At 70.4% G+C, this 22,409-nt stretch carries 19 protein-coding genes and 1 pseudogene; 15 read left to right on the top strand and 5 right to left on the bottom strand.

The genetic code is table 11. The features are described from left to right. Positions 1–59: 59 nt before the first annotated feature. The 8 genes from mihF (at position 60) to rpe (ending at position 7,583) form a co-directional block, all read left to right on the top strand. Positions 60–371 (top strand): integration host factor, actinobacterial type, encoded by a 312-nt coding sequence (gene mihF, locus QH948_RS07150; protein ID WP_281143786.1) that lies wholly within the window; start codon positions 60–62, stop codon positions 369–371. A gap of 16 nt (positions 372–387) precedes the next feature. After that, positions 388–942, top strand: a complete 555-nt coding sequence (gene gmk, locus QH948_RS07145; protein ID WP_281143785.1) for a guanylate kinase — start codon at positions 388–390, stop codon at positions 940–942. 27 nt (positions 943–969) lie between these two features. After that, positions 970–1,314, top strand: coding sequence for a DNA-directed RNA polymerase subunit omega (gene rpoZ / locus QH948_RS07140; RefSeq protein WP_281143784.1), 345 nt, complete (start codon positions 970–972; stop codon positions 1,312–1,314). Between the two features lie 92 nt (positions 1,315–1,406). Next, positions 1,407–2,594 (top strand): methionine adenosyltransferase, encoded by a 1,188-nt coding sequence (gene metK, locus QH948_RS07135; protein ID WP_281143783.1) that lies wholly within the window; start codon positions 1,407–1,409, stop codon positions 2,592–2,594. Positions 2,595–2,598: 4 nt separating this feature from the next. Beyond that, positions 2,599–4,569, top strand: coding sequence for a primosomal protein N' family DNA-binding protein (locus QH948_RS07130; RefSeq protein WP_281143782.1), 1,971 nt, complete (start codon positions 2,599–2,601; stop codon positions 4,567–4,569). A gap of 59 nt (positions 4,570–4,628) precedes the next feature. Next, positions 4,629–5,540, top strand: a complete 912-nt coding sequence (gene fmt, locus QH948_RS07125; protein ID WP_281143781.1) for a methionyl-tRNA formyltransferase — start codon at positions 4,629–4,631, stop codon at positions 5,538–5,540. Continuing rightward, a complete protein-coding gene (locus tag QH948_RS07120) occupies positions 5,537–6,862 on the top strand; it encodes an RsmB/NOP family class I SAM-dependent RNA methyltransferase (RefSeq protein WP_281143780.1) in 1,326 nt (441 codons plus the stop codon). Before fmt ends, QH948_RS07120 begins: the two co-directional genes overlap by 4 nt. Before the next feature lie 67 nt (positions 6,863–6,929). Further along, positions 6,930–7,583, top strand: coding sequence for a ribulose-phosphate 3-epimerase (rpe, locus tag QH948_RS07115; protein WP_281143779.1), 654 nt, complete (start codon positions 6,930–6,932; stop codon positions 7,581–7,583). Between the two features lie 24 nt (positions 7,584–7,607). Here rpe and QH948_RS07110 read toward each other — a convergent pair whose 3' ends face one another. Further along, on the bottom strand, positions 7,608–8,258 hold the full coding sequence (locus QH948_RS07110) for an NAD(P)H-binding protein (protein ID WP_281143778.1): 651 nt from the start codon (positions 8,256–8,258) through the stop codon (positions 7,608–7,610). A gap of 13 nt (positions 8,259–8,271) precedes the next feature. Next, the gene (locus QH948_RS07105) at positions 8,272–9,108 is read right to left on the bottom strand and encodes a proteasome assembly chaperone family protein (protein ID WP_281143777.1); all 837 of its coding nucleotides are present in this window, start codon (positions 9,106–9,108) and stop codon (positions 8,272–8,274) included. 92 nt (positions 9,109–9,200) lie between these two features. Here QH948_RS07105 and metH point away from each other — a divergent pair, with 92 nt between their 5' ends. Further along, positions 9,201–12,626, top strand: coding sequence for a methionine synthase (metH, locus tag QH948_RS07100; RefSeq protein ID WP_281146160.1), 3,426 nt, complete (start codon positions 9,201–9,203; stop codon positions 12,624–12,626). Further along, positions 12,616–14,210, top strand: a pseudogene (locus QH948_RS14225) (HAD-IA family hydrolase). Before metH ends, QH948_RS14225 begins: the two are co-directional and overlap by 11 nt. Positions 14,211–14,965: 755 nt before the next feature. Here QH948_RS14225 and QH948_RS07085 read toward each other — a convergent pair. Together QH948_RS07085 and QH948_RS07080 are read right to left on the bottom strand one after the other, a co-directional pair. Then, a complete protein-coding gene (locus tag QH948_RS07085; protein WP_281143774.1) occupies positions 14,966–15,325 on the bottom strand; it encodes a DUF3054 domain-containing protein in 360 nt (119 codons plus the stop codon). 403 nt (positions 15,326–15,728) lie between these two features. Continuing rightward, complete coding sequence (locus QH948_RS07080; RefSeq protein WP_281143773.1) at positions 15,729–16,268, bottom strand: GNAT family N-acetyltransferase; 540 nt, start codon at positions 16,266–16,268, stop codon at positions 15,729–15,731. Positions 16,269–16,640: 372 nt separating this feature from the next. On the opposite strand from QH948_RS07080, the gene QH948_RS07075 reads away from it, so the two are divergent. The 4 genes from QH948_RS07075 (at position 16,641) to QH948_RS07060 (ending at position 20,445) form a co-directional block, all read left to right on the top strand. Continuing rightward, positions 16,641–17,690 (top strand): zinc-binding dehydrogenase, encoded by a 1,050-nt coding sequence (locus QH948_RS07075; RefSeq protein ID WP_281143772.1) that lies wholly within the window; start codon positions 16,641–16,643, stop codon positions 17,688–17,690. 78 nt (positions 17,691–17,768) lie between these two features. Beyond that, entirely contained in the window at positions 17,769–18,653 is an 885-nt protein-coding gene (locus tag QH948_RS07070) for an aldo/keto reductase (RefSeq protein WP_281143771.1), read from the top strand. 1 nt (position 18,654) lies between these two features. Continuing rightward, positions 18,655–19,674, top strand: a complete 1,020-nt coding sequence (locus QH948_RS07065) for an aldo/keto reductase (RefSeq protein WP_281143770.1) — start codon at positions 18,655–18,657, stop codon at positions 19,672–19,674. Between the two features lie 12 nt (positions 19,675–19,686). Continuing rightward, the gene (locus QH948_RS07060) at positions 19,687–20,445 is read left to right on the top strand and encodes an SDR family oxidoreductase (protein ID WP_281143769.1); all 759 of its coding nucleotides are present in this window, start codon (positions 19,687–19,689) and stop codon (positions 20,443–20,445) included. A gap of 3 nt (positions 20,446–20,448) precedes the next feature. Here the strand turns inward: QH948_RS07060 and QH948_RS14220 are convergent, their stop codons facing one another. Next, a complete protein-coding gene (locus QH948_RS14220; RefSeq protein WP_438874082.1) occupies positions 20,449–21,513 on the bottom strand; it encodes a GmrSD restriction endonuclease domain-containing protein in 1,065 nt (354 codons plus the stop codon). Positions 21,514–21,621: 108 nt separating this feature from the next. Here QH948_RS14220 and prcB point away from each other — a divergent pair, with 108 nt between their 5' ends. Then, positions 21,622–22,407: a proteasome subunit beta gene (prcB, locus tag QH948_RS07045; RefSeq protein ID WP_281146157.1), complete on the top strand. Its 786-nt coding sequence runs from the start codon at positions 21,622–21,624 to the stop codon at positions 22,405–22,407. Positions 22,408–22,409 lie beyond the last annotated feature (2 nt).

Genomic DNA, 22,409 nt, shown 5'->3' with positions numbered 1-22,409 from the left:
GCACCTGTTCGGTAAACACATCGCCGTCGGTGACGACGGCCGGGAACGGGGTTGGACACATGGCAATTCCTCAGTTGAGCACGGAGCAGCTGGAGGCCGCGCGCAGTGCGGCCACCGAGGCCCGGCGCGCCCGCGCTGAGCTGAAGGAGCAGGTCAAGAACGGCACCATCAGCTTCACCGAGGCGCTGAACAAGGCCGTCGACGACGACACGCTCTCGCGCATCAAGGTGATCGATCTGCTGCGCGCACTGCCCCGGGTCGGCGTCACGCGCGCCACCGAGATCATGGAGAACCTCCAGATTGCCCCCAACCGCCGCATCCGCGGACTCGGGCGCCATCAGGTCGACCGACTCACGGAGCTGTTCACCTGACGATATCCTCGTGGCTGTGACGGATTCTCAGGTGTGGGTGATCTCCGGTCCGAGCGCGGTGGGCAAGGGCACCGTGTGCTCCCGGCTCAAGGAGCGCTACCCGCAGGCGTACTACTCGATCTCCATGACCACCAGACCACCACGCGTCGGCGAGGTGGACGGCGAGTCGTACTACTTCGTCACCCCTGACAGGTTCGCGCAGCTGGCTGCGGAGGGCGAGCTGCTCGAATGGGCCGTCGTGCACGGGACCAACTCCTACGGAACCCCGCGCGGTCCCGTCCTCGATGCCCTGGCGAGGGGGCAGCAGGTCGTCCTGGAGATCGACCTGCAGGGCGCGCGTCAGGTCAAGGAGAACCTGCCGGAGGCCCGGCTGATCTTCCTCGCGCCACCGTCCTGGGACGAGCTCGTCAACCGGCTCAAGGGGCGTGGCACGGAGGACGAGGCCACGCAGGCCCGCAGGCTCGCCACGGCCAGGGTCGAGTTGCAGGACATGGCCGAGGCCGACCACGTCATCGTCAACGAGCGCCTCGATGAAACTGTGGACGCTCTGGTAAGCTTGATGGGCCTGTGATCAATCACCCATCTTCGAAGGATCACCTTGAACACTCAGCCTGAAGGCATCACCAACCCGCCGATCGACGGTCTGCTGGAGAACATCGACTCCAAGTACCGCCTCGTGCTCTTCGCCGCGAAGCGTGCACGGCAGATCAACGCGTACTACTCGCAGCTCGGCGAGGGCCTGCTCGAGAACGTCGGCCCCATGGTCCCCGCCGCCCCCGAGGAGAAGCCCCTCTCGATCGCTCTGCGCGAAATGGAGGAGGGCCTCCTGAAGTACACCGAGATCGACCCGAACGAAGAGGTCGCGACGACCGACGTCGACCCGGCCTTCACCTTCGTCGATCCCTTCGCCACCGGCGGGGAGACCGACACCACCCAGGCCTGAAGTCCATCCGGCCAACCCCCGGGGGGCGGCTTGTCGCCGCCATCGCACCCCATTGTCGATGCGGCTTGTCGCCGCGCTAGGAGTGCTCTGTCATGAGCCGTCTTTTCACGTCCGAGTCGGTGACCGAGGGTCATCCCGACAAGATCGCGGACTCGATCTCCGACGCCGTGCTCGACGGCCTGCTCCGGCAGGACCCGAACGCACGCGTCGCCGTCGAGACGCTCATCACCACCGGCCTCGTGGTCGTCGCCGGCGAGGTCTCGACGTCCGGCTACGTCGACGTCGCCTCGCTGGCCCGCCAGCGGATCCTCGACATCGGCTACGACTCGTCCGCCAAGGGATTCGACGGCTCCTCCTGCGGGGTGAGCGTCGCGATCGGCAACCAGTCTCCCGACATCGCCCAGGGCGTCAACGAGGCCTACGAGCACCGTGTCGAGGTCGACGGTGACGTCGCGAGCCTGCAGGGCGCCGGCGATCAGGGCCTGATGTTCGGCTACGCCTGCGACGAGACCCCGTCCCTGATGCCGCTGCCGATCGACGTCGCCCACCGACTGGCCGAGCAGCTCACCGCGGTGCGGAAGAACGGCACGCTCGACTACCTGCGGCCCGACGGCAAGACCCAGGTCACCGTTGCGTACGACGCCGAGGGGGCAGTCGAGGGCATCGACACCGTCGTGGTCAGCAGCCAGCACCACCAGGACGCCACCCAGTCGCGCATTGCGGCCGATCTGCGCCGAGAGGTCATCGGCCCGGTGCTCGAGGGCTACGGGCTCGGGACCCCCGGCCGCGTGCTGGTCAACCCGACGGGCAAGTTCGTCATCGGCGGGCCCATGGGCGACGCCGGTGTCACCGGCCGCAAGATCATCGTCGACACGTACGGCGGCATGGCCCGCCACGGCGGCGGCGCCTTCTCCGGCAAGGATCCGTCGAAGGTCGACCGCTCCGCCGCCTACGCGATGCGCTGGGTGGCCAAGAACGTCGTCGCGGCAGGGCTGGCCCGCCGCTGCGAGGTGCAGGTCGCCTACGCAATCGGCAAGGCCCACCCGGTCGGCTTCTACCTCGATACGTTCGGCACCTCCGCCGTCCCCGAGTCACAGATCCGCGACGCCGTGCTCGCAACGTTCGATCTGCGGCCCGGTGCCATCATCTCCGACCTCGACCTGCTACGCCCCATCTACAGCGACGTGACGGTCTACGGCCACTTCGGCCGCAACCTGCCCAACGCTACCTGGGAGCGGACCGACCGCGCCGCCGCGCTGGCGGCCGCCGTCAAGGGGTAAGTGCGTGACCGGTGGGCAGCCTGCGCTGATGGGCGCCCACCGGGGCGCGCCGCGCCGCATCGCGCGCGTGGCGGTCGACGTGCCGCTGTCACACCTTGACCGGCTCTTCGACTACGAGATTCCGGACAAGCTCGCGGACGACGCGGTCGTCGGTGCGCGGGTCCAGGTCCGCTTCAGCGGCCAGCAGCAGCGCGGCTGGATCGTCGAGCTCGCCGAGGAGTCCGACGTCGAGACGCTCGCGCCGCTCGGCAAGGTGATCTCGAGCGAACCCGTCATGACCCCCGCCGTGTACGGCCTCATCCGGGCGGTCGCGGACCACTACGCCGGCACCTTCGCCGACGTGTCCCGGCTTGCGGTGCCGCCGCGCCACGCCAGCACGGAGAAGGCCGCCCAGCGCGTCTGGCCCCAGCCTCTCGAGGCGCCCGCGCCGACGGTGCTGCCCTCCTACCCGGCGGGCGGATCGTTCCTCGAGGCCGTCCGGGAGGGGCGCTCCCCCCGCGCCCTGTGGCAGGTGGCCGCGGTGCACGGCGGCCCCGGGGACCTCGTCGGCGGGATTGTCGAGGCCGTCGCCGCGACGCTCCACTCCGGCCGGTCCGCGCTGATCGTGGTCCCCACCGTCCGGGACCTCACCTCGGCCACCGCACGCCTGGTGGAGGTCTTCGGTCACGGATGCGTCGGTACCCTGTCAGCCGACGCGGGGCAGTCCGCCCGCTACCGTAACTACCTGGCCGCGCTGCGCGGCGAGGCGAGGATCATGATCGGCACCAGGGCGGCGATGTTTGCCCCGCTGACGGATCTTGGCCTGATCGTCGTCGTCGACGACGGCAACGACGCACACGCCGAGCCTCGGACCCCACACCCGCATCCCCGCTCCGTCGCCATCCTGCGGGCCGCCCGGGACTCGGCCGCCCTGCTGCTCGCGGGGCACGGACGCAGCACGGATGCCCAGGCGCTGCTGCGTCGCGGCTGGCTCGGGGACCTCACACTGCCCCCGGGCCCGGCCCGTGAGGTCTCGGCCCCGGTGCGGGCCGTCAACGACAGGGACCGCCAACGGGACCCGGCCGCCGCCCGGCTGCGCATCCCGTCGGTTGCGTTCCGGTTCCTGCGCGACCACCTGTCCGTCGGCCCCGTGCTCGTGCAGGTGCCCCGCGTCGGACACTCGGCCACGCTGCGCTGCGCCCGCTGCCGCAACCTCGCCCGCTGTCCGAAGTGCTCGGGCCCGATGCGTGCCCGCCGACGGGATCAGCCCGAGTGCGCCCTGTGCGGCTTCCGGCCGGCCAGGTGGAACTGCCCGCACTGCCACACCTCGCAGCTGGAGACCCCGCTGCCCGGCGCCGCCCGCACCGCGGAGGAGCTCGCCCGGGCGTTCCCCGGCGTGCTCGCTGTCAACAGCTCTGCGGATCGGATCCGCGACGAGATCCCCGATGAGCCGGCGATCGTCGTCGCGACTCCCGGCGCGGAGCCGAGGTCGCCATCCGGCTACGCCGGTGTGCTGATCCTCGACGCGGACGTCACGCTCGCCCGCGCGGACCTTCGCGCCGGCGAGGAGGCCGTGCGCCGGTGGAGCGCGGCGGCCGCGCTGGCGAGGGCACCCCGCGATGGGGGGTCGGTGCTGATCGTCGGGGAGTCCACGCATCCGGCGGTGCAGGCGTTGATGCGGGCGGACCTGCAGGGCTACATCTCGCGCGAGCTCGATGACCGGGCCGACGCCGGCCTCGTGCCGGCCGTGAAGCTCGCCCGCATCGTCGGGGACAAGGAGGCGCTCGACGAGTTCCTCGACAACGACGACTGGGCGGGCGTCCAGGTGCTCGGCCCCACTGAGGTCGACGACGAGCAGTGGGCCGCGCTGCTCAGGGCGCCGCTCGACGGGGCTCGCGACCTCGTGCGTCGCCTCAAGAACGCCGCCGCCATCCGCTCCGCCCGCAAGGAACGCGGCCTGCTCAGCGTCACGGTCGACCCGGAGACTCTCGGCTGATCGCGGCTGGCGGCGACCAGTAGGCTTGCCGCTGCACCCGCCACCCTCAGGAGGTCACCATGCGGCTCGTGTTCGCCGGCACCCCGGACGTCGCGGTCCCGGCGCTCGATGCGCTCACGGACTCAGCCCACGAGCTGGTCGCGGTCCTCACGCGACCGGACGCGCCCGCCGGCCGCGGCCGCAGGCTCACGCCGTCGCCGGTCGCCGCACGCGCCGAGGAGCTGGGGCTCGAGATCCTCAAGCCTGCGCACCCCCGCGACGCGGACTTTCAGGACCGGCTGCGGGAGCTGGCCCCCGACGTCTGCCCCGTCGTCGCGTACGGGGCGCTGCTGCCGCAGTCTGCGCTCGACATCCCCACCCACGGCTGGGTGAACCTCCACTTCTCGCTGCTGCCCCGATGGCGCGGCGCAGCCCCGGTGCAGCGGGCGGTGATGGCCGGCGACGCGGAGATCGGCACGTCCTGCTTCGAGATCGTGCGCGCCCTCGACGCGGGCGATGTCTACCTGACCGAGTCGTTCCCCATGCCCGACGCGACCGCGGGCGAACTGCTGGCCCAGCTCGCCGTGAGCGGCGCACGACAGCTCACCCGGACCATCGACCTGATCGCGGCGGGCATCCACCCCACGCCGCAGGCCGACGACGGCGTCACACTGGCCGCCAAGATCACCGTCGAGGAGGCGCGGCTCGACCTCCGCCGCCCCGCCGGCGAGCTGCGGAACCAGATCATGGGCTGCTCGCCCGACCCCGGCGCCTGGTGCGAGCTCGACGGCCACCGATTCAAGATCTACCGGGCCCGCGTCGCCGAGCCCCTCGACCTCACCCCAGGCCAGCTCGGCACCACCAAACGGCAGCTGTTCGTCGGCACCGGCGACGGCACGCTCGAGCTGCTGGAGGTCCAGGCGCCGGGCAGGAAGCGGATGGCCGCGATCGACTGGGCGCGTCAGGGCGTGACCGGCAAGGTCCTCTCATGAGCCGCGAGAACCCCCGCCGCGTTGCCTTCGACGTGCTGCGCCAGGTCACCGGCGAGGACGCCTATGCCAACCTGGCCCTCGCCAAACGCCTCGCGACCGCCGACCTGGACCCGCGCGACGCCGGCCTCGTGACCGAACTCGTCTCCGGCACCTGCCGCCTGATGGGGACCTACGACCGCATCATCGCGGCCGCCGCGGGGCGGAAGCTCGGTTCCTTCCAGCCGGCCGTGGTGGACCTGCTCCGCCTTGCCGCCCACCAGCTGCTGACCATGCAGGTCAAGAAGTACGCCGCCGTGGCCGCGACCGTCGACCTCGCCCGCGCGACGGTCGGTCAGCGCGTCACGGGGCTGGTCAACGCCGTGTCGCGCAGGATCGGCGCCCGCACCATGGACGAGTGGCTGAACCAGCTGGCCGCGAAACAGGACCGGATCGGGGCCTTGGCCATCCGCGGCCACCACCCCCGCTGGATCGTCGAAGCCTACGCGGACCTGCTGCCAGCCGACGAGCTCGAGGCGGCTCTCGCCGCCAACAACGTCTCCCCACACCCGACGCTGGTCCTGCGACCTTCACTGGCGAGAATCGACGACCTCGTCGGCGCCACCGCCACCCGGTTCTCCCCGTTCGGCGCCACCGCGCCGGGGACGCCCGCCGACCAGGCCACCGTCCGCGACGGCCGCGCGGGCGTGCAGGACGAAGGCTCCCAGCTCGTCGCTTGGGCGCTCTCGCGCACCGAGGCCCCGTCCGGGCCATGGCTCGACACCTGCGCCGGTCCCGGCGGCAAGGCCGCGTTGCTCGCAGGGCTCGCCCGCGAGGCGGGCTCATGGCTGCTCGCGTCCGAGGCCCAGGAACACCGGGCCCGACTCGTCCGGTCCGCGCTGGCCGCCTACCCCGACGGCTGGCAGGCGATCACCGCCGACGGGACCCGCCCGGCCTGGGATCGCGCCTTCTCCCGGATCATGGTCGACGTCCCCTGCTCCGGGCTGGGCGCGCTTCGCCGTCGGCCGGAGTCCCGCTGGCGGCGCACCCCCGACGACGTGACCTCGCTCGGCGATCTGCAGCGACTCCTGCTCCACAGTGCCCTCGACGCGGCCGTCGACGGGGCAGTGGTGGCCTACGTGACGTGCTCGCCACACCGCGCCGAGACCACCGCGGTGGTCGACGACGTGCTGGCCGCCCGCCCCGAGGTGACGAGGCTGCGCGCGGCGGATGCGCTGCCCGAGGTGCCCGACTGCGCGGTGGGCGACGACGTGCAGCTGTGGCCACACAGGCACGGCACCGACGCGATGTTCCTCAGCCTGCTGCGCGTCACGTCGCCTCGCTGACCTGCGGTTTCGCCCTCAACCAGACCACCGGGGCCGCTGGGAAAGCGAGTTCGCTAAGGTGACGGACATGCGCATCACGCCAAGCATCCTCAACGCGGACCTGGCCAACCTCGCGAGCGAGATCTCACGCATCCCCGACGCCGACGCCGTGCACATCGACGTGATGGACAACTCCTTCGTGCCGAACCTGACCCTCGGCCTGCCCGTCGTCGAGTCAATCCGTCGCCACACGGACCACATCCTGGATATCCACCTCATGATCACCGACCCCGACCGCTGGGCCCCGGCCTACGCCGAGGCGGGCGCCGAGTCGGTCACCTTCCACGTCGAGGCCGCGCACGCCCCCGTCAGGCTGGCCCGCGAGATCCGCAGGCTCGGCGCCAGGGCCTCCATGGCGCTCAGCCCCGCCACCCCCATCGAGATCGTCGAGAACCTCCTCGGCGAGGTCGACATGGTGCTCCTGATGACCGTCGAGCCCGGCTTCGGAGGCCAGGCGTTCCTCGACATGGTGCTGCCCAAGATCCGGGCCACGCGCAGGCTGATCGGCGACCGGGACATCTGGCTGCAGGTCGATGGCGGTGTCAGCGCCGAGACGATCGCACGCTGCGCGGAGGCCGGCGCGGACACGTTCGTCGCCGGGTCGGCGGTCTACCGCTCCGCCGATCCCAACGCGATGGTCACCATGCTGCGCGAGACCGCGCAGGCGGCCTGCGCCCACTGACCACCGAGCAGCGGTGCTCCGGAATCAGCGCGGGACGCCGATGGCCGCTGCGATCGGCGTCCGTCCGCCGATGAACCCGATGGTGCGACGGATGGTGGAATCGTCCTCGAGCGTGGCCGCCACCACTGCTGCCACGTCGGCGCGAGTCACGCTGCCGCCCGCGGTCGGGTCCACGTCGATGCTGCCGGTTGCCGCCCCGAGCGTCAGGGAGCCCGGGCCGAGCACGGTCCATGCCAGGTCGCTGCCGCGCAGGTGTTCGTCGGCCGCGGCCTTGGCTTCCGCGTACGCGAAGAAGGGATCCTCGGGCGGGACTCCGTGGTCCACCGAGGCGCCGAGGTAGGACACCATGACGTACCGGGACACGCCCGCGCGCTCGGCGGCGTCCATGCTGCGGATGGCCGCGTCGCGGTCGACGGCGTACGTGCGGGCAGGGTTCCCCCCACCTGCGCCCGCCGACCAGACGACGGCGTCATGGCCGGCCAGTAGCCGGGCGAGCGCGTCGGTGTCCATGGATTCCACGTCGGCAACTAGCGGTCGCGCCCCGGTCGCCGCGACGTCCGCGCTCTGGTCGGGGTTGCGGATGACCGCGTCGACCGCATGACCCGCGGCCGTGAGCAGCCGCTCCGCGATGAGGGCCACCTTGCCGTGGCCCCCGATGATGATGATTCTCGCCATGTGGCGAGCCTAGTCAGTCGTCGTCCACTCGACGGCGGAGGAACTTCTCCAGCTCGGCGGCGATGGTGTCGCCGGTGGCGCCCTCCACCTCCTCGGCGTCGCGGGCCTCCTCGAGCTGCCCGATGTACTCGGCGATCTCGGGGTCCTGCTGGCTAAGCTCGTCGACGGCCTCGGACCACTTTACGGCCTCGGCGGGGATCTCCGCGTGGTCCAACTCGACGCCCATCAGGTTCTCGAGCTCGGTGAGGAGCGCGTCCTGCGCCTTGGGGTTCGGGGGAGTGGAAACGTAGTGCGGCACGGAGACCCACAGCGACGCGGTGGGGATCCGCTCCAGCGTCATCATCTGGCTCGCGACGCCGGTCATGCCGGTGGGGCCGGAGTAGTCGTTGACCTCCATGCTGAACCGCTGGCGGATCGCCGGGTCGGAGGAGAACACGCCGACGGGCAGCGGCCGCGAGTGGGGGGTGTCCGACAGCATGCCGCCGAGGAACACGACCAGCTCGGGGTTGACCTTCGACATGCGGTCGACGAGATCCCGGGCGAAGCTGCGCCACAAAAGGTTGGGTTCCGGGCCCAGCACCGTGACGATGTCGCGGACGGGGTGGTGGACCACCCGCAGCCTGACGGCGGGCCACTCGAGCCACGGTCCGTCGGCGGTGCGGTTGAGCATGGGCCGCGTGTGCTGGAAATCGAAGTAGCGTTCGTCGTCGATCACGCCGAGATCATTGCCGAGGTAGGTGGCGTGGAGGTGCCGGACGAGGTCGCTGGCCGCGTCCCCGGCATCGTTCCATCCGGAGAAGGCGACCACGGCGACCGGGTTGTTCAGGCCTTCCAGCGGTACGAACTGCATCGCCCCAGCCTAGCCGGTGCCGCTAACCTTGCCGGGTGCCGAACTCACTAGCCCAACTGTTGAACCGCCGCGTCCTCATCGCCGACGGGGCGATGGGCACCATGCTGCAGTCCTTCGGCGAGCTCTCGCTGGAGGACGACTTCCTCGGGCTGGAGGGGTGTAACGAGATCCTCAACGTGACTAGGCCCGATGTCGTGGCGGCGGTCCACCGTGCCTACTTCGAGGCGGGGTCGGACGCCGTCGAGACCAACTCCTTCGGGACGAACCTCGCGGCGCTGGGGGAGTACGACATCATCGACCGGCTCGAGGAGCTGGCGGAGGCCGCGGCCCGCATCGCGCGTGGGGTGGCGGACGAGTTCGCTACCGACGAACGGCCCCGGTTTGTGCTCGGATCGGTGGGTCCGGGCACCAAGCTGCCGACGCTCGGGCACATCGAGTTCGCGGCGATCCGCGACGCCTACCAGGCCCAGGTGGCGGCCATGATCCGCGGCGGCATCGATGCCGTGCAGATCGAAACCTGCCAGGACCTGCTGCAGGCCAAGGCCGCCGTGATCGCGGCGAAGCGCGCCCGCGCCGCGGCCGGGGTCGAGCTGCCGATCCTCGTCAACGTCACCGTCGAGACCACGGGCACGATGCTGCTCGGCTCGGAGATCGGCGCCGCGCTGACGACGCTCGATGCACTGGGCGTCGACTGCATCGGCCTGAACTGCGCCACCGGCCCCGCCGAGATGAGCGAACACCTGCGGCATCTCGCCCGCCGGGCGAGGGCGGCCGTCGGGGCCATGCCCAACGCCGGCCTGCCGGAGCTCACGGCCGACGGGGCCCGCTACCCGCTGGGCCCCGAGGCGCTGGCCGACGCGCTCGGCCACTACCTCGACGACTTCGGGCTGGCCGTGATCGGCGGCTGCTGCGGCACCACGCCGGAGCACATCCGCGTGCTGGCTGAGCGGTTCGGCGGCCGTGACGTCGTCGGGCGGCGTCCCGAGGCGGAGAACTCCGCCTCGAGCCTCTACATCGAGGTGCCATTCGCGCAGGACGCCAGCTACCTCAGCATCGGAGAGCGCACGAACGCGAACGGCTCCAAGGCCTTCCGCGAGGCGATGCTCGCCGCGAACTTCGACGAGTGCGTCGACATCGCCAAGGCCCAGGCCCGCGACGGCGCGCACATCCTCGACCTGTGCGTCGACTACGTCGGCCGCGACGGCGCCGCCGACATGGCTGAGCTCAGCTCGCGGCTGTCGACGGCGGTGACGCTGCCCATCGTGCTGGACTCCACCGAGCCGCACGTGCTGCAGGCCGGCCTCGAGCGGCTGGCCGGCCGGTCGATCATCAACTCGGTGAACTTCGAGGACGGCGACGGGCCCCAGTCGCGATTCCAGCGGGTGATGCCGATGGTCGTCGAGCACGGAGCCGCCGTTGTCGCGCTGACGATCGACGAGGAGGGCCAGGCCCGCACGGCGGAGTGGAAGGTGCGCGTCGCCTCCCGACTCATCGACACGCTCGTCAGGGACTGGGGGATGGACGTCGGCGACATCCTCGTCGACTGCCTCACGTTCCCCATCGCGACCGGCCAGGAGGAGACGCGCCGCGACGGCATTGAGACCATCGACGCCATCCGCGAGCTGAAGCGCCGCTACCCGCGGGTGCGGACGACGCTGGGCGTCAGCAACGTGTCGTTCGGCCTCAACCCGGCCGCGCGCATCGTGCTGAACTCCGTGTTCCTGCACGAGTGCGTCGAGGCCGGCCTCGACTCCGCGATCGTGCACAGCGCCAAGATCCTGCCGATGGACCGCATCCCAGAGGAGCAGCGCTCCGTCGCGCTCGACCTGGTCTACGACCGTCGCGACGGGGACTACGACCCGCTGTCGAAGTTCCTGGAGCTGTTCGAGGGCGTCACCGCTGCCTCCGCCCGTGCCTCCCGAGCGGCGGAGTTGGCCGCGCTACCCCTCGCGGAACGCCTGCAGCGCCGCATCATCGACGGCGAGGGCAAGGGCCTGGAGGCCGACCTCGACGAGGCGCTCGGCGGCAAACCCGCCCTCGACATCATCAACGAGGACCTGCTGGCCGGCATGAAGGTCGTCGGCGAGCTGTTCGGGTCGGGCCGGATGCAGCTGCCGTTCGTGCTGCAGTCCGCCGAGGTGATGAAGGCCGCCGTCGCGCACCTCGAGCCGCACATGGAGGCATCCGAGTCCGGGGCGGGCAAGGGCACGCTCGTGCTGGCCACCGTCCGCGGAGACGTGCACGACATCGGCAAGAACCTCGTCGACATCATCGTCAGCAACAACGGCTACACGGTCATCAACATCGGCATCAAGCAGCCGATCCAGGCGATCATCGACGCGGCCGCTGAGCACGGCGCCGATGCCATCGGCATGTCCGGCCTGCTCGTGAAGTCCACACTCGTGATGAAGGACAATCTCCTCGAGCTCAACCGTCTCGGGCTTGCCGAGCGCTACCCCGTCCTGTTGGGCGGTGCCGCGCTGACCCGCTCCTTCGTCGAGCACGACCTGAACGAAGTGTTCGATGGCGAGGTCCGCTACGCCAAGGACGCCTTCGAGGGGCTCGCGCTCATGGACGCCGTGATGGCGGTCAAGCAGGGCGTGCCCGGTGCCGCGCTGCCCGAGCCCCGTCAGAGACGGCACGCCAAGGGGTCACTCGTTGAACTCGTCGAGCCCGAGCCGGGCGCTCGGTCCGACGTCGCGCGGCGCATCGACGTGCCGACGCCGCCGTTCTGGGGCACCCGCGTCGTGAAGGGCATCCCGCTGGCCGACGTCGCGGGCTGGCTGGACCACCGGGCGACGTTCATGGGTCAGTGGGGCCTCAAATCGCTCAAGGACGGACCCAGCTACGAGGAACTCGTCGAGACCGAGGCGATGCCGCGGCTGCGCATGTGGCTCGACCGCGTCAAGACGGAATCGTTGGCGAACTTCGGCGTCGTGTACGGCTACTTCCCGGCGCACTCCGAGGATGAGACCCTGATCCTCGGCGACCCCGAGGACCCGTCGCGCGAGATCGCCCGGTTCACGTTCCCGCGACAGCGTCGCGGTCGTCGGCTCTGCCTGGCGGACTTCTTCCGCGACAAGGAGGAGGCCGCCGAACTTGGGCCCGACGTCTTCGCGATGCAGCTCGTTACGATGGGCGCCGAGGTCGCCAAGGGAACGCAGAAGCTGTTCGAGGCCAACTCCTACCGCGACTACCTGGAGCTGCACGGCCTGTCGGTGCAGTTGACGGAGGGGCTTGCCGAGTTCTGGCACCACCGCGTCCGCGAGGAGCTCGGGCTGACCGCGGGGGAGGGCGACGTCGACGCGGCCATCCGCGACCAGGCGTACCGGGGTTCGCGCTACTCCTTCGGATACCCGGCGTGCCCGGATCTGAACGACCGTGCGACCCTTGTCAGGCTGCTGGATCCGTCGCGCATCGGCGTCGAGCTGAGCGAGGAGCTGCAGCTCCACCCCGAGCAGTCCACCGACGCCATCGTCGTTCACCACCCGGAGGCGAAGTACTTCAATGCAGGCTGAACCCCGCGCCGTCCTGTGGGATTTCGACGGCACCATGGTCGACACCGAGCCGGTGTGGACCATGGTCGAGCTCGAGATGCTGGCCGAGCGCGGGCTGACGTTCACGCGTGACGTGCTCGATTCAATGCACGGGCAGTCGGCCTGGATCACCGCACAGATGCTGGCCGACGCCTTCGGAACGCCCACGAAAATGCTCGAGGTCTACGACGAACTGCACGAGCGCCTGTGCGAGCACGTCTACAGCCATGAGCTGCCGTGGCTCCCCGGGGCTCGGCGCCTGATGTCCGAGCTCAGCGACCTGGGCGTGCCATGCGCCGTCGTGACCGCCAGCAACCGTCGAATCGTCGACGCCGCCCACGCCAGGCTGCCCGCCAACGTCGAGCTGATCGTCACGTCTGACGACGTGACGCATACCAAGCCGCATCCCGAGCCCTATATGATGGCCGCGCGGGCCCTGGGGCTGAGCCCTCGCGAGACCGTCGTCCTGGAGGACTCCCTGCCAGGCGTCACCTCAGGGCTGGCCGCCGGAGCCATCGTCTACGCCGTGAACGGGCGCGTGGCGCTGACCACCGATCCCCGCCTCGTCGTGTCGTCGACGGGCCTGACCACCACAAGCTGGAACGAGCTCGCCGACGTATGGCGGACAAGAAGCGAGATCACCGCATGAACCTCTCCGGAGTCAAGAACCCCCACCTGCTGCAGGCCGGCGACCGCGTCACGCTCACCGACGCCAAGGGCCGCCGCAAGTCCGTTGTCCTGCGGGAGGGCGGAGAGTGGCACACCACCAAGGGGGTCGTGAAGCACGACGACCTGATCGGCGGGCCCGAGGGCGTCACGATCACGTCGCACGGCGGCCAGGAGTACCTCGCGTTTAGGCCGATCCTCAGCGAGTTCATGGTGTCGATGCCCCGCGACGCGGCCGTCATCTACCCGAAGGACGCGGCCCAGATCCTGATGTGGACCGACATCTTCCCGGGCGCCCGCGTGCTCGAGGCCGGGGTCGGGTCCGGGGCCTTGTCGCTGGCGCTGCTGCGCGCGATCGGATCCGAGGGGAAGCTGCACTCGTACGAGCGGCGCCAGCAGTTCGCCGATGTCGCCCGCAAGAACGTCGAGACCTTCCTCGGCGGGCCGCACCCCGCCTGGGAACTGACGGTCGGCGACCTCGTCGAGGCCATCGAGGACGAGCCGATCGACCGCGCGGTCCTCGACATGCTCGCCCCCTGGGAGTGCATCGACGCCGTCGCCGAGCGCATGGTGCCCGGCGGCGTGCTGACGTGCTACGTCGCGACCGCGACGCAGCTCGGTCGGGTCGCGGACACGCTGCGAGCCCACGGCGGGTTCACCGAGCCTCACCTCACCGAGACGACCGTGCGCGACTGGCACGCCGAAGGGCTCGCGATCCGCCCTGGCCACGGCACGTCCGGGCACACGGGTTTCCTCGCGATCTCCCGCCGCCTGGCCCCGGGCCAGCGCGCCCCGATGCGCAAGCGTCGCCCGTCGCCCGGCGCCTACGGGCCCGACTACCACGGCCCCCGCCCGGCCAACATCCCCGTCGAGCTCGGTGGCGCCCCGCTCCAGGACTGACGGGGGTCGCGGGCCTGTCGGGCCACTGAGCCTGTCGAAGGGTCAGAGCCCTCTCCGGTTCCCTGAGCCTGACGAAGGGCCAGCACACCGGTTTCCTGAGCCTGTCGAAGGGTCAGCACACCGGTTCCCTGAGCTTGTCGAAGGGTCTGACCACCGGTTCCCTGAGCCTGTCGAAGGGCCCTGAGCGAAGCGAAGGGGTCCCACCCGCACAGCAAATCCTGGGGCCAGCCACCCAGGCAGGCGAGACCCTTCGCTGCGCTCAGGGCACCTCGACAAGCTCGGCGACCCGACGATTGCCTGACCTCGGCACTGTCCCCTGGGTTCGCAAGGGTCTGGACACCGGTCCCTGAGCTTGTCGAAGGGTCAGCACACCGGTTCCCTGAGCCTGTCGAAGGGTCAGCACACCGGTTCCCTGAGCCTGTCGAAGGGCCCTGAGCCTGTCGAAGGGTCAGCACACCGGCTCCCTGAGCCTGTCGAAGGGGTCCCACCCGCACAGCAAATCCTGGGGCCAGCCACCCAGGCAGGCGAGACCCTTCGCTGCGCTCAGGGCACCTCGACAAGCTCGGCGACCCGACGATTGCCTGACCTCGGCTCTGTCCCCTGGGTTCGCAAGGGTCTGGACACCGGTTCCCTGAGCCTGTCGAAGGGCCCTGAGCTTGTCGAAGGGCCCTGAGCGAAGCGAAGGGGTCCCACCCGAGCCCGCCACTACACGCCCAAGGCCTGCTCGCGGCCCCCACCCCAGCCCGATGAAGTCCCTACGCCGTCGCGCGACGTCGTCGAAGCAGCCACGCAACGAGACGCCAGCCGCCCAGGAACACGCCCAGCACGATCGCAGTGACGAGGATGAAGCTGACCTGGGTGGTGCCGCCGGAGATGACGCGGAGCGCCTGGCCGCCAGCCAGGGTGAAGAACCAGATGATGGCCCCGCCACGAAGACCCAACCCATCGTCCTCCAGAAGCAGGACGATGCCCCACCCGATCAGGCACGCGACGATGAACGGCCACGCCGTGCCGAGTGCCCCGACGACGGGATTCTCGTCGTGTGATGCCCGCCCGATGACGGCGAAGGCGAGGACGAGAACCAGATCTATCACGAGGGGAAGGAGTCGCTTCATGCCCGCCAGCGTAGCGGCCTGCCGCTGGTCGACGGCCGCCTCAACGCAGGGTCAGAGCCCGGGCACCGGCCCAGGAACACATAGTGTGCGCACTCCCGCGACGCCCGCGGGCGCCCGCGCAACGGGACTTGACCCGGCCCGGTCCCCTGAGTGCCTCCGGCCACCCTGGGCACCCTCCCGCCTCGCCCTCTGTCCGGCACAGCAATGCCTATCTCTGCGCCGCTGCAACATAGGAAGAACAGAGCCGGCATGGGCATCGTTGTGCGCGGGACTTGAGCGGGCTCGGCAAAGACACGGCCGACGGAACGGCGATCTGGGGCATGTTGTGCATCGAAGTAGACCTGGTGATCCGGGACAGGTGCGGCGACCCGGCGGCCCGAGGTCAGCTGCCGGCGGCCCGAGGTCAGCTGCCGGACCGGCCGTCGAGGCGCTTCACGAGGACGGCGAAGCGGAGGTCGTCGCGCTGCGGGATGCCGAAACGCGGGTCGCCGTAAGGGAACGGCTCGGTCTCGCCGGTACGCACGAAGCCGCGACGCTCGTAGAACGCCAGCAAGGAGTCGCGCACATCGATGACGGTCATGCGCATGGCGGGGAGGCCCCAGTCGTCGCGGACGATGCGCTCGGCCTCCGCCATGACAGCCTTCCCGAGGCCGCTGCCCTGCATCCTCGGGTGCACGGCGAACATGCCGAAGTACCCGGCGTCGGCCTCCTGCTCCAGGTGGACGCACGCGACGGTCTCACCCTCGGACTCACCGAGCAGGATCAGGCTGCCCGGCTTCTGGATGTCGGCGACGACGCCCTCGGAATCCACCCGCTGGCCTTCGAGCAGGTCCGCCTCCGTCGTCCACCCTTCACGGCTGGAGTCGCCCCGGTAGGCGGCGGTCACGAGCGTGACGATGTCGTCGACGTCGTCGACGTCGGCGGTGCGAAAGACGAGGTCCATGTGGCAGATACTAGGGCTAACGCGCCGGGATGCGTGCCTGGGCCGGAACCGGGGAGGTGAGCGCGGTCGAAGTCAGGGTCCTAGGGCCGATGACTGCGCGGTGGTAGTTCGCGTGGAGCTCAGGCACGTCGGGCGGGACCAGGGCCCCGGGCACAGAGGCGGACGCAGCCCGGCTCACGGAGCAGAGCTGCCTGATGCTCGCCGCCCTCGCCCTTCCCTTTCTCTTCCTCGGCATCTCCGAGCTCGGCCAGTGGGAACCCACAGCCACTGCGCGCCTTGACGAGGGTGGCCCTGTCAGTACCTGCCTCAGCAGTGTCTGTTCCGGGCAGGACGTCGAGGCTTGAATGGGTGGCGAGCCAACCAGGAGGTCTCATGCTCGCCACTTTCATGTTCGGCGCCGGCGATGTCCGCGTCGAGAACGTCCCCGACCCGCTCATCCAGCAGCCGACCGACGCGATCGTGCGCATGGTGCGCGCGTGCGTCTGCGGGTCCGACCTGCACCCGTACCACTCCATGCCCGCCTCGTCGCAGGGCACCCCGATGGGCCACGAGCTGATCGCTGTCGTCGAGGAGATTGGCGCCGACGTGCGCACGGTGAAGCCAGGGGACTTCGTCATCGCCCCCTTCGCCTTCCAGGACAACACCTGCGTGTTCTGTCGGGAGGGCTTCCAGACCTCCTGCATCCACGGCGGCTGGTACGGCTCCGTCGAGACCGGTGGGCTGCAGGCCACCCTGGCGAGGATCCCACTCGCGGACGGGTCCCTGGTCAAGGTCCCCGATGTCGACCCCACCACCGCCGACGAAGGCCTGCTCGCTTCGCTGCTCGCACTCTCCGACGTCTACCTCACCGGCCACCACGCGGCCCACATGGGGCAGGTGGAACCGGGGAAGACCGTCACGGTCATCGGCGACGGGGCAGTCGGCCTCTCCGCGGTGCTGGCCTCGCGCCAGCTCGGCGCCGAGCGGATCATCCTGATGGGCCGCCACACCGACCGCACGGACCTCGGGCGTGAGTTCGGCGCCACCGACGTGGTCGCCGCGCGTGGAGCCGACGGCGTCGCGCAGGTCCTGGAACTCACCGACGGCGAGGGCAGCCACATCGTGCTCGAGGCCGTCGGCCTCATGCCCGCCTACCAGCAGGCCTACGGCATCGTCCGTCCCGGCGGGATCATCAGCCGGGTCGGGGTACCGCAGTATGAGGAGGCCCCCATCGGCTTCGGCTCGCTCTTCGGCAGGAACGCGCGGTTGGCCGGCGGACCTGCCCCCGTGCGGGCATACCTCGACGAGGCGATCCCGCTCGTCCTGTCGGGCCGGATCGACCCGGGGCGGGTCTTCGACCGCACCGTGCCGCTTGCCCAGGTTTCCAGCGGGTATGCGGCCATGGACGCCCGCGAGGCCCTCAAGGTCATGGTCACGGTGTGACCCTCCGACCGGCCTCACCTGGGTAGCTCCAGGAGAGGCACCTGGCATCTACGAACTCCCCGAAGGGAAGGCACAACCATGATCGAACTCACGCTCAACAACGGCGTCACGATGCCGACGCTTGGACTCGGCGTCTTCCAGAGCCCCCCGGAGGAGACCGCAGCCGCGGTCGAGACCGCGCTGAACGTCGGCTACCGGCACATCGACACCGCGGCCGCGTACCGCAACGAACGCCAGGTGGGCGAGGGCATCCGTCGCTCCGGCGTCGCACGCGAGGACATCTTCATCGAGACCAAGGTCTGGGTCTCCGACTACGGCCTCGACACGACCCTCCACGCCTTCGAGAAGGCCACGGGCAAGCTCGGCGTCGAGACGCTCGACCTGCTGATCCTGCACCAGCCGGCCCCGTCGCGGTTCGACGCGACCGTCGCCGCCTACCGGGCGCTCGAGCAGCTCCTGGACGACGGGAAGGTGCGCGCCATCGGCATCAGCAACTTCATGCCCCACCACCTGGAGCGGCTGCTAGTCGAGGTCGAGGTGGTGCCCGCCGTCAACCAGGTGGAGCTGCACCCATACTTCAGCCAGCTGGACGTCCAGCGCGCCAACGCCGCGCACGGCATCCTCACGCAGGCGTGGTCGCCCATCGGCGGCATCACGTTCTACCCCGGCTGGGGCGACGGGAAGCGCAGCGTCATGCAGGACCCGACCATCGGCGACATCGCGACGACCCACGGCAAGTCGCCGGCTCAGGTGATGCTGCGCTGGGGTATCCAGGAGGGACGCTCCGTCATCCCGAAGTCCGTCAACCCCGCACGCATCGCCCAGAACTTCGACGTCTTCGACTTCGAGCTCACGGCCGACGAGATCGCCCGCATCGACGCCCTCGACACCGGCGTGCGCGGCGGCCCCGACCCCGACGAGGCGCGCGAGGCCATGTTCGACTTCGTCATCGACGAGGCCTGACATGGAGTACCGCAACCTCGGCCGCACCGGTGTGCGCGTCAGCCCGCTGTGCCTCGGCACGATGATGTTCGGCCCGTGGGGCAACAGCGATGTCGACGACAGCGTCCGGATCATCCACGCGGCCCTCGACGCCGGCATCAACTTCGTCGACACCGCCGACGTCTACTCCGGCGGCATCTCCGAGGAGATCACCGGGAGGGCGCTCAAGGGGCGCCGCGACGACGTCGTGCTCGCCACCAAGTTCTTCATGCCCATGGACCCGGACGAGCCGAACCACCGCGGTGGTTCCCGACGCTGGATCATCCACGAGGTCGAAAACTCGCTCCGGCGCCTCGGCACCGACCACATCGACCTCTACCAGGTGCACCGCCCGAGCCCCGACACCGACATCTCCGAGACCCTCGGCGCACTCACGGACCTCGTCCACCAGGGCAAGATCCGCTACCTGGGGTCGTCGTCCTTCTCCGGGTCGCAGATCGTCGAGGCCCAGTGGGTCTCCCGCGACCGGCACCTCGAGCGCTTCGTCACGGAGCAGCCGCCGTACTCGATCCTGGTGCGCGGCATCGAGCAGGACGTCCTCCCGACGCTGCTCCGGCACGGGATGGGATCGCTCACGTACAGCCCGCTCGACGGCGGGTGGCTGTCCGGCAAGTGGCGGAAGCACGGCGCATCGACGCCGACCTCCGCCGCCCGGCCGAAGGCACGCTTCGACATGTCGTCGCCGGACAACCGACGCAAGCTGGACACGGTCGAGGACCTCGCGTTGCTCGCGGAGGAAGCCGGCATGTCCCTGATCGAGCTGTCCATCGCGTTCATCATCCGGCACCCCGGCGTGACCTCGGCGATCGTCGGGCCCCGCACGATGGAGCAGCTCCGGGCCTACCTCCCCGCCGCGTCGCTGACCCTGTCCGACGACGTCCTCGACCGCATCGACCAGATCGTCGCGCCCGGCGTCACCATCAACCCCGACGACAACAGCTACGGCGACCACGAGCTGCTGCCCGCGGCCCGTCGCCGCTGAGGAGGAGCAACCATGACACCACTGACCATCCTGCTCGTCGGCGGCACCGGCAGCATCGGACGCCTCGTCGCCCGACGCGCGCTCGCCGACGGGCACACCGTCCGGGTCCTGACCCGCCGGCCTGCCTCGGCTCCCGCGGGCACCGAGGCCGTCGCCGGCGACCTCACGGATGCGTCCACGCTTGCCGCGGCCGTCGAGGGCATCGACGCGGTCGTGTTCACGCACGGCGCCCCGTACCAGAGCCCGAAGGTCCGCGACGTCGACTACGGGGGAGTGCTCAACGTGCTGACTGCCATCGGCGACCGACCTGTCCGCATCGCGCTGATGACGGCGATCGGCGTCACGAACCGTGCCGGCGGCTACCACGACTGGAAGCGCCGCTCGGAGCGGCTGGTCCGGGCGAGCGGGCACCCGTACACGATCGTCAGGCCCGGCTGGTTCGACTGCAACGACGACGACCAGCACAGCCTGCACTTCCTGCAGGGCGACCGCCGCTGGGCCGGCAGCCCGGCCGACGGGGTCATCGCGCGCGAGCAGATTGCCGACGTGCTCGTCGCGTCGCTGACCTCGCCCGGGGCAGACGGGAAGACCCTGGAACTGGTCGCGGAGCGCGGCCCGGCCCAGAGTGACCTCGACCCGCTCTTCGCCGCACTGGCCCCCGACAAGGGGTTGGACGGCGCCGACGACACGGCCAACCTGCCGCTGGCTGGAGAACCGGCCGACGTCCGCGCCGACCTGGAGGCGGTCACGGACCACGCGACGCGAAGCTGAGGCCTACTCGCAGCCGATGCCGTCACCGTCGCGGTCCAGCCGCGTCGAGTAGCCGGGGTCGCCCTTCCGGACGGGGGCAGCGCCGGCCTCCCGGGCCGCGGTGCAGTTCGCGTAGTACACCGACTCCGCCTCGGTGGCCTTCGGGGTCGCCTTCGCCAAGGCCTTCTTCGTCGCCTTGGCTGACGGGGTGACGGTGGCCGTGACCTTGACCGTGCCGTGGGAGTCGTCGTCCGGCAACGACTGGTCCGGGCAGGACTTGAGCACCCTGGCGATGGCGTCGTGTTCGGCCTGGGTGACCCACAGGTCGTACTTCGCCTTCACCGCCACCTGCCGCGCCACGTACTGGCAGCGGTACGCCTTGTTCGGCGGGAGCCAGGTGGCGGCGTCGCCGTCCTCCTTGGCCTGGTTCGCCGGCCCGTCGACGGCCAGCAGGTTCAGCGGGTCGTTCGCGAACGCCTTGCGCGTGTCCTCGTCGAGCTTCTGGGCGCCCTTCTGCCAGGCGTCCGACAGGGCGACGACGTGGTCGATCTGCACCGCAGTGGACGTGTCCTGGCCGCGGACGAAGCTGATCTTCGTCGCCGTGTAGGGGTCGCTGAGCCTGCCCGTGAGGACGACGCAGTCGTGCGTGCCGTCCTTGTAGGTGACCTTCGTGAGGTCGCGGCTGAGGATGTCGTTGCGGGTGTCGCAGCCGTTGCGGTCCACGTCGGCCCAGCTGGCTCCGAACTCGTCGCGGGAGTAGCCGGTCTTCGCCGCGCGGCCCTTGATGTCCAGCGTCTCGAGCAGCTTCGCCGCGGTTCCCTCCGTCTTCGACGATGCGTCGTCGCTCGCGGTATCCGTCGCCTTCGCGGCCGCCGTCGACGTGGTCTGTGTGGGAGCGGCCTCCGCCTCGGCACCCTCGGCCGCCTCCGTGACCGCGGTGGCCAGGGCCGTCGGAGACAGGCTCGACGCGGGCTCGGCGACGTCGTCGTCGCCCCCGAACAGCGATCCCAGCAGGCCTAGTCCGATGAGCCCTCCGACGACCACCATGACGGTGCCGCCGCAGCCGGCGCGACGCTTCCGAGCCTGCATGATTCTCCAGTTCCGCCGGTCGCACCGGCGACTCCATCATGGCAAGCCACCTCCGTGCCCGTGACAGGCGGGGTGGATCTCGTCTGACACAATGGCCCGGTGACTCAGATGCCCCACCTCAGCGCCTCGTTCGCCGAGTACCTGCGGCTGGTCGCCCCCGAGGCCCTCCCCGGGCCGGGCCACCCCGACCTGCCTGCCGTGCACGGAACCACGATCGTCGCCGCGCGGTATCGCGACGGCGTCGTCATGGCAGGGGACCGGCGGGCGACCATGGGGTCGGCCATCGCCATGCGCGACATCGAGAAGGTCTTCTCCGCCGACGACCACTCCATCGTCGGAGTCGCCGGCGTTGCCGGCATCGCCGTCGAACTCGTCCGCCTCTTCCAGGTGGAACTCGAGCACTTCGAGAAGGTCGAGGGAACCCGGCTGAGCTTCGACGGCAAGGCCAACCGCCTCGGCGCCCTGATCCGCGGCAACCTCGCCCAGGCAATGCAGGGCATGGTGGTCCTGCCCCTGTTCATCGGCTGGGACGAACGCGCCGGACGCGGGCGGATGTTCTCCTACGACGCGACCGGTGGCCGCTACGAGGAACACGACTTCTGTTCGGTGGGCTCCGGCTCGGCGTTCGCCCGTGGGGCGCTCAAGAAGCTGCACGACCCGGAGGCCGACGAGCTCACAGCCGTCGCGACGCTGCTGCAGTCGCTATACGACGCGGCCGACGACGACTCCGCCACCTCCGGCCTCGACCTGACCCGGGGCATCTTCCCGCTCGTCATGCGCGCCTCCGCCGACGGCGTCGCCCGCTGGTCCGAGGATGGCGTGCGCGAGGTGGCCGAGGCCATCGTGACCGCACGCATCGGCCGACCCGACGGACCGCGCGGGAGGGCGCTGTGAGC

The organism is Tessaracoccus lacteus (genome assembly GCF_029917005.1).
GTDB classification, from domain to species: Bacteria; Actinomycetota; Actinomycetes; order Propionibacteriales; family Propionibacteriaceae; genus Arachnia; species Arachnia lactea.
This window is presented reverse-complemented; position numbering and strand designations above follow the sequence as displayed.

Excerpts from the sequence above, each read along its gene's own strand:
- QH948_RS07065 (WP_281143770.1), top strand. The coding sequence starts at position 18,655 with ATGGAGTACCGCAACCTCGGCCGCACCGGTGTGCGCGTCAGCCCGCTG.
- QH948_RS14220 (WP_438874082.1), bottom strand. The coding sequence starts at position 21,513 with ATGCAGGCTCGGAAGCGTCGCGCCGGCTGCGGCGGCACCGTCATGGTG.
- QH948_RS07080 (WP_281143773.1), bottom strand. The coding sequence starts at position 16,268 with ATGGACCTCGTCTTTCGCACCGCCGACGTCGACGACGTCGACGACATC.
- prcB (WP_281146157.1), top strand. The coding sequence starts at position 21,622 with ATGCCCCACCTCAGCGCCTCGTTCGCCGAGTACCTGCGGCTGGTCGCC.
- rpe (WP_281143779.1), top strand. The coding sequence starts at position 6,930 with ATGCGCATCACGCCAAGCATCCTCAACGCGGACCTGGCCAACCTCGCG.
- QH948_RS07085 (WP_281143774.1), bottom strand. The coding sequence starts at position 15,325 with ATGAAGCGACTCCTTCCCCTCGTGATAGATCTGGTTCTCGTCCTCGCC.
- QH948_RS07105 (WP_281143777.1), bottom strand. The coding sequence starts at position 9,108 with ATGCAGTTCGTACCGCTGGAAGGCCTGAACAACCCGGTCGCCGTGGTC.
- fmt (WP_281143781.1), top strand. The coding sequence starts at position 4,629 with ATGCGGCTCGTGTTCGCCGGCACCCCGGACGTCGCGGTCCCGGCGCTC.
- QH948_RS07070 (WP_281143771.1), top strand. The coding sequence starts at position 17,769 with ATGATCGAACTCACGCTCAACAACGGCGTCACGATGCCGACGCTTGGA.
- mihF (WP_281143786.1), top strand. The coding sequence starts at position 60 with ATGGCAATTCCTCAGTTGAGCACGGAGCAGCTGGAGGCCGCGCGCAGT.
- QH948_RS07120 (WP_281143780.1), top strand. The coding sequence starts at position 5,537 with ATGAGCCGCGAGAACCCCCGCCGCGTTGCCTTCGACGTGCTGCGCCAG.
- QH948_RS07060 (WP_281143769.1), top strand. The coding sequence starts at position 19,687 with ATGACACCACTGACCATCCTGCTCGTCGGCGGCACCGGCAGCATCGGA.
- metH (WP_281146160.1), top strand. The coding sequence starts at position 9,201 with ATGGGCACCATGCTGCAGTCCTTCGGCGAGCTCTCGCTGGAGGACGAC.
- metK (WP_281143783.1), top strand. The coding sequence starts at position 1,407 with ATGAGCCGTCTTTTCACGTCCGAGTCGGTGACCGAGGGTCATCCCGAC.
- QH948_RS07110 (WP_281143778.1), bottom strand. The coding sequence starts at position 8,258 with ATGGCGAGAATCATCATCATCGGGGGCCACGGCAAGGTGGCCCTCATC.
- QH948_RS07075 (WP_281143772.1), top strand. The coding sequence starts at position 16,641 with ATGCTCGCCACTTTCATGTTCGGCGCCGGCGATGTCCGCGTCGAGAAC.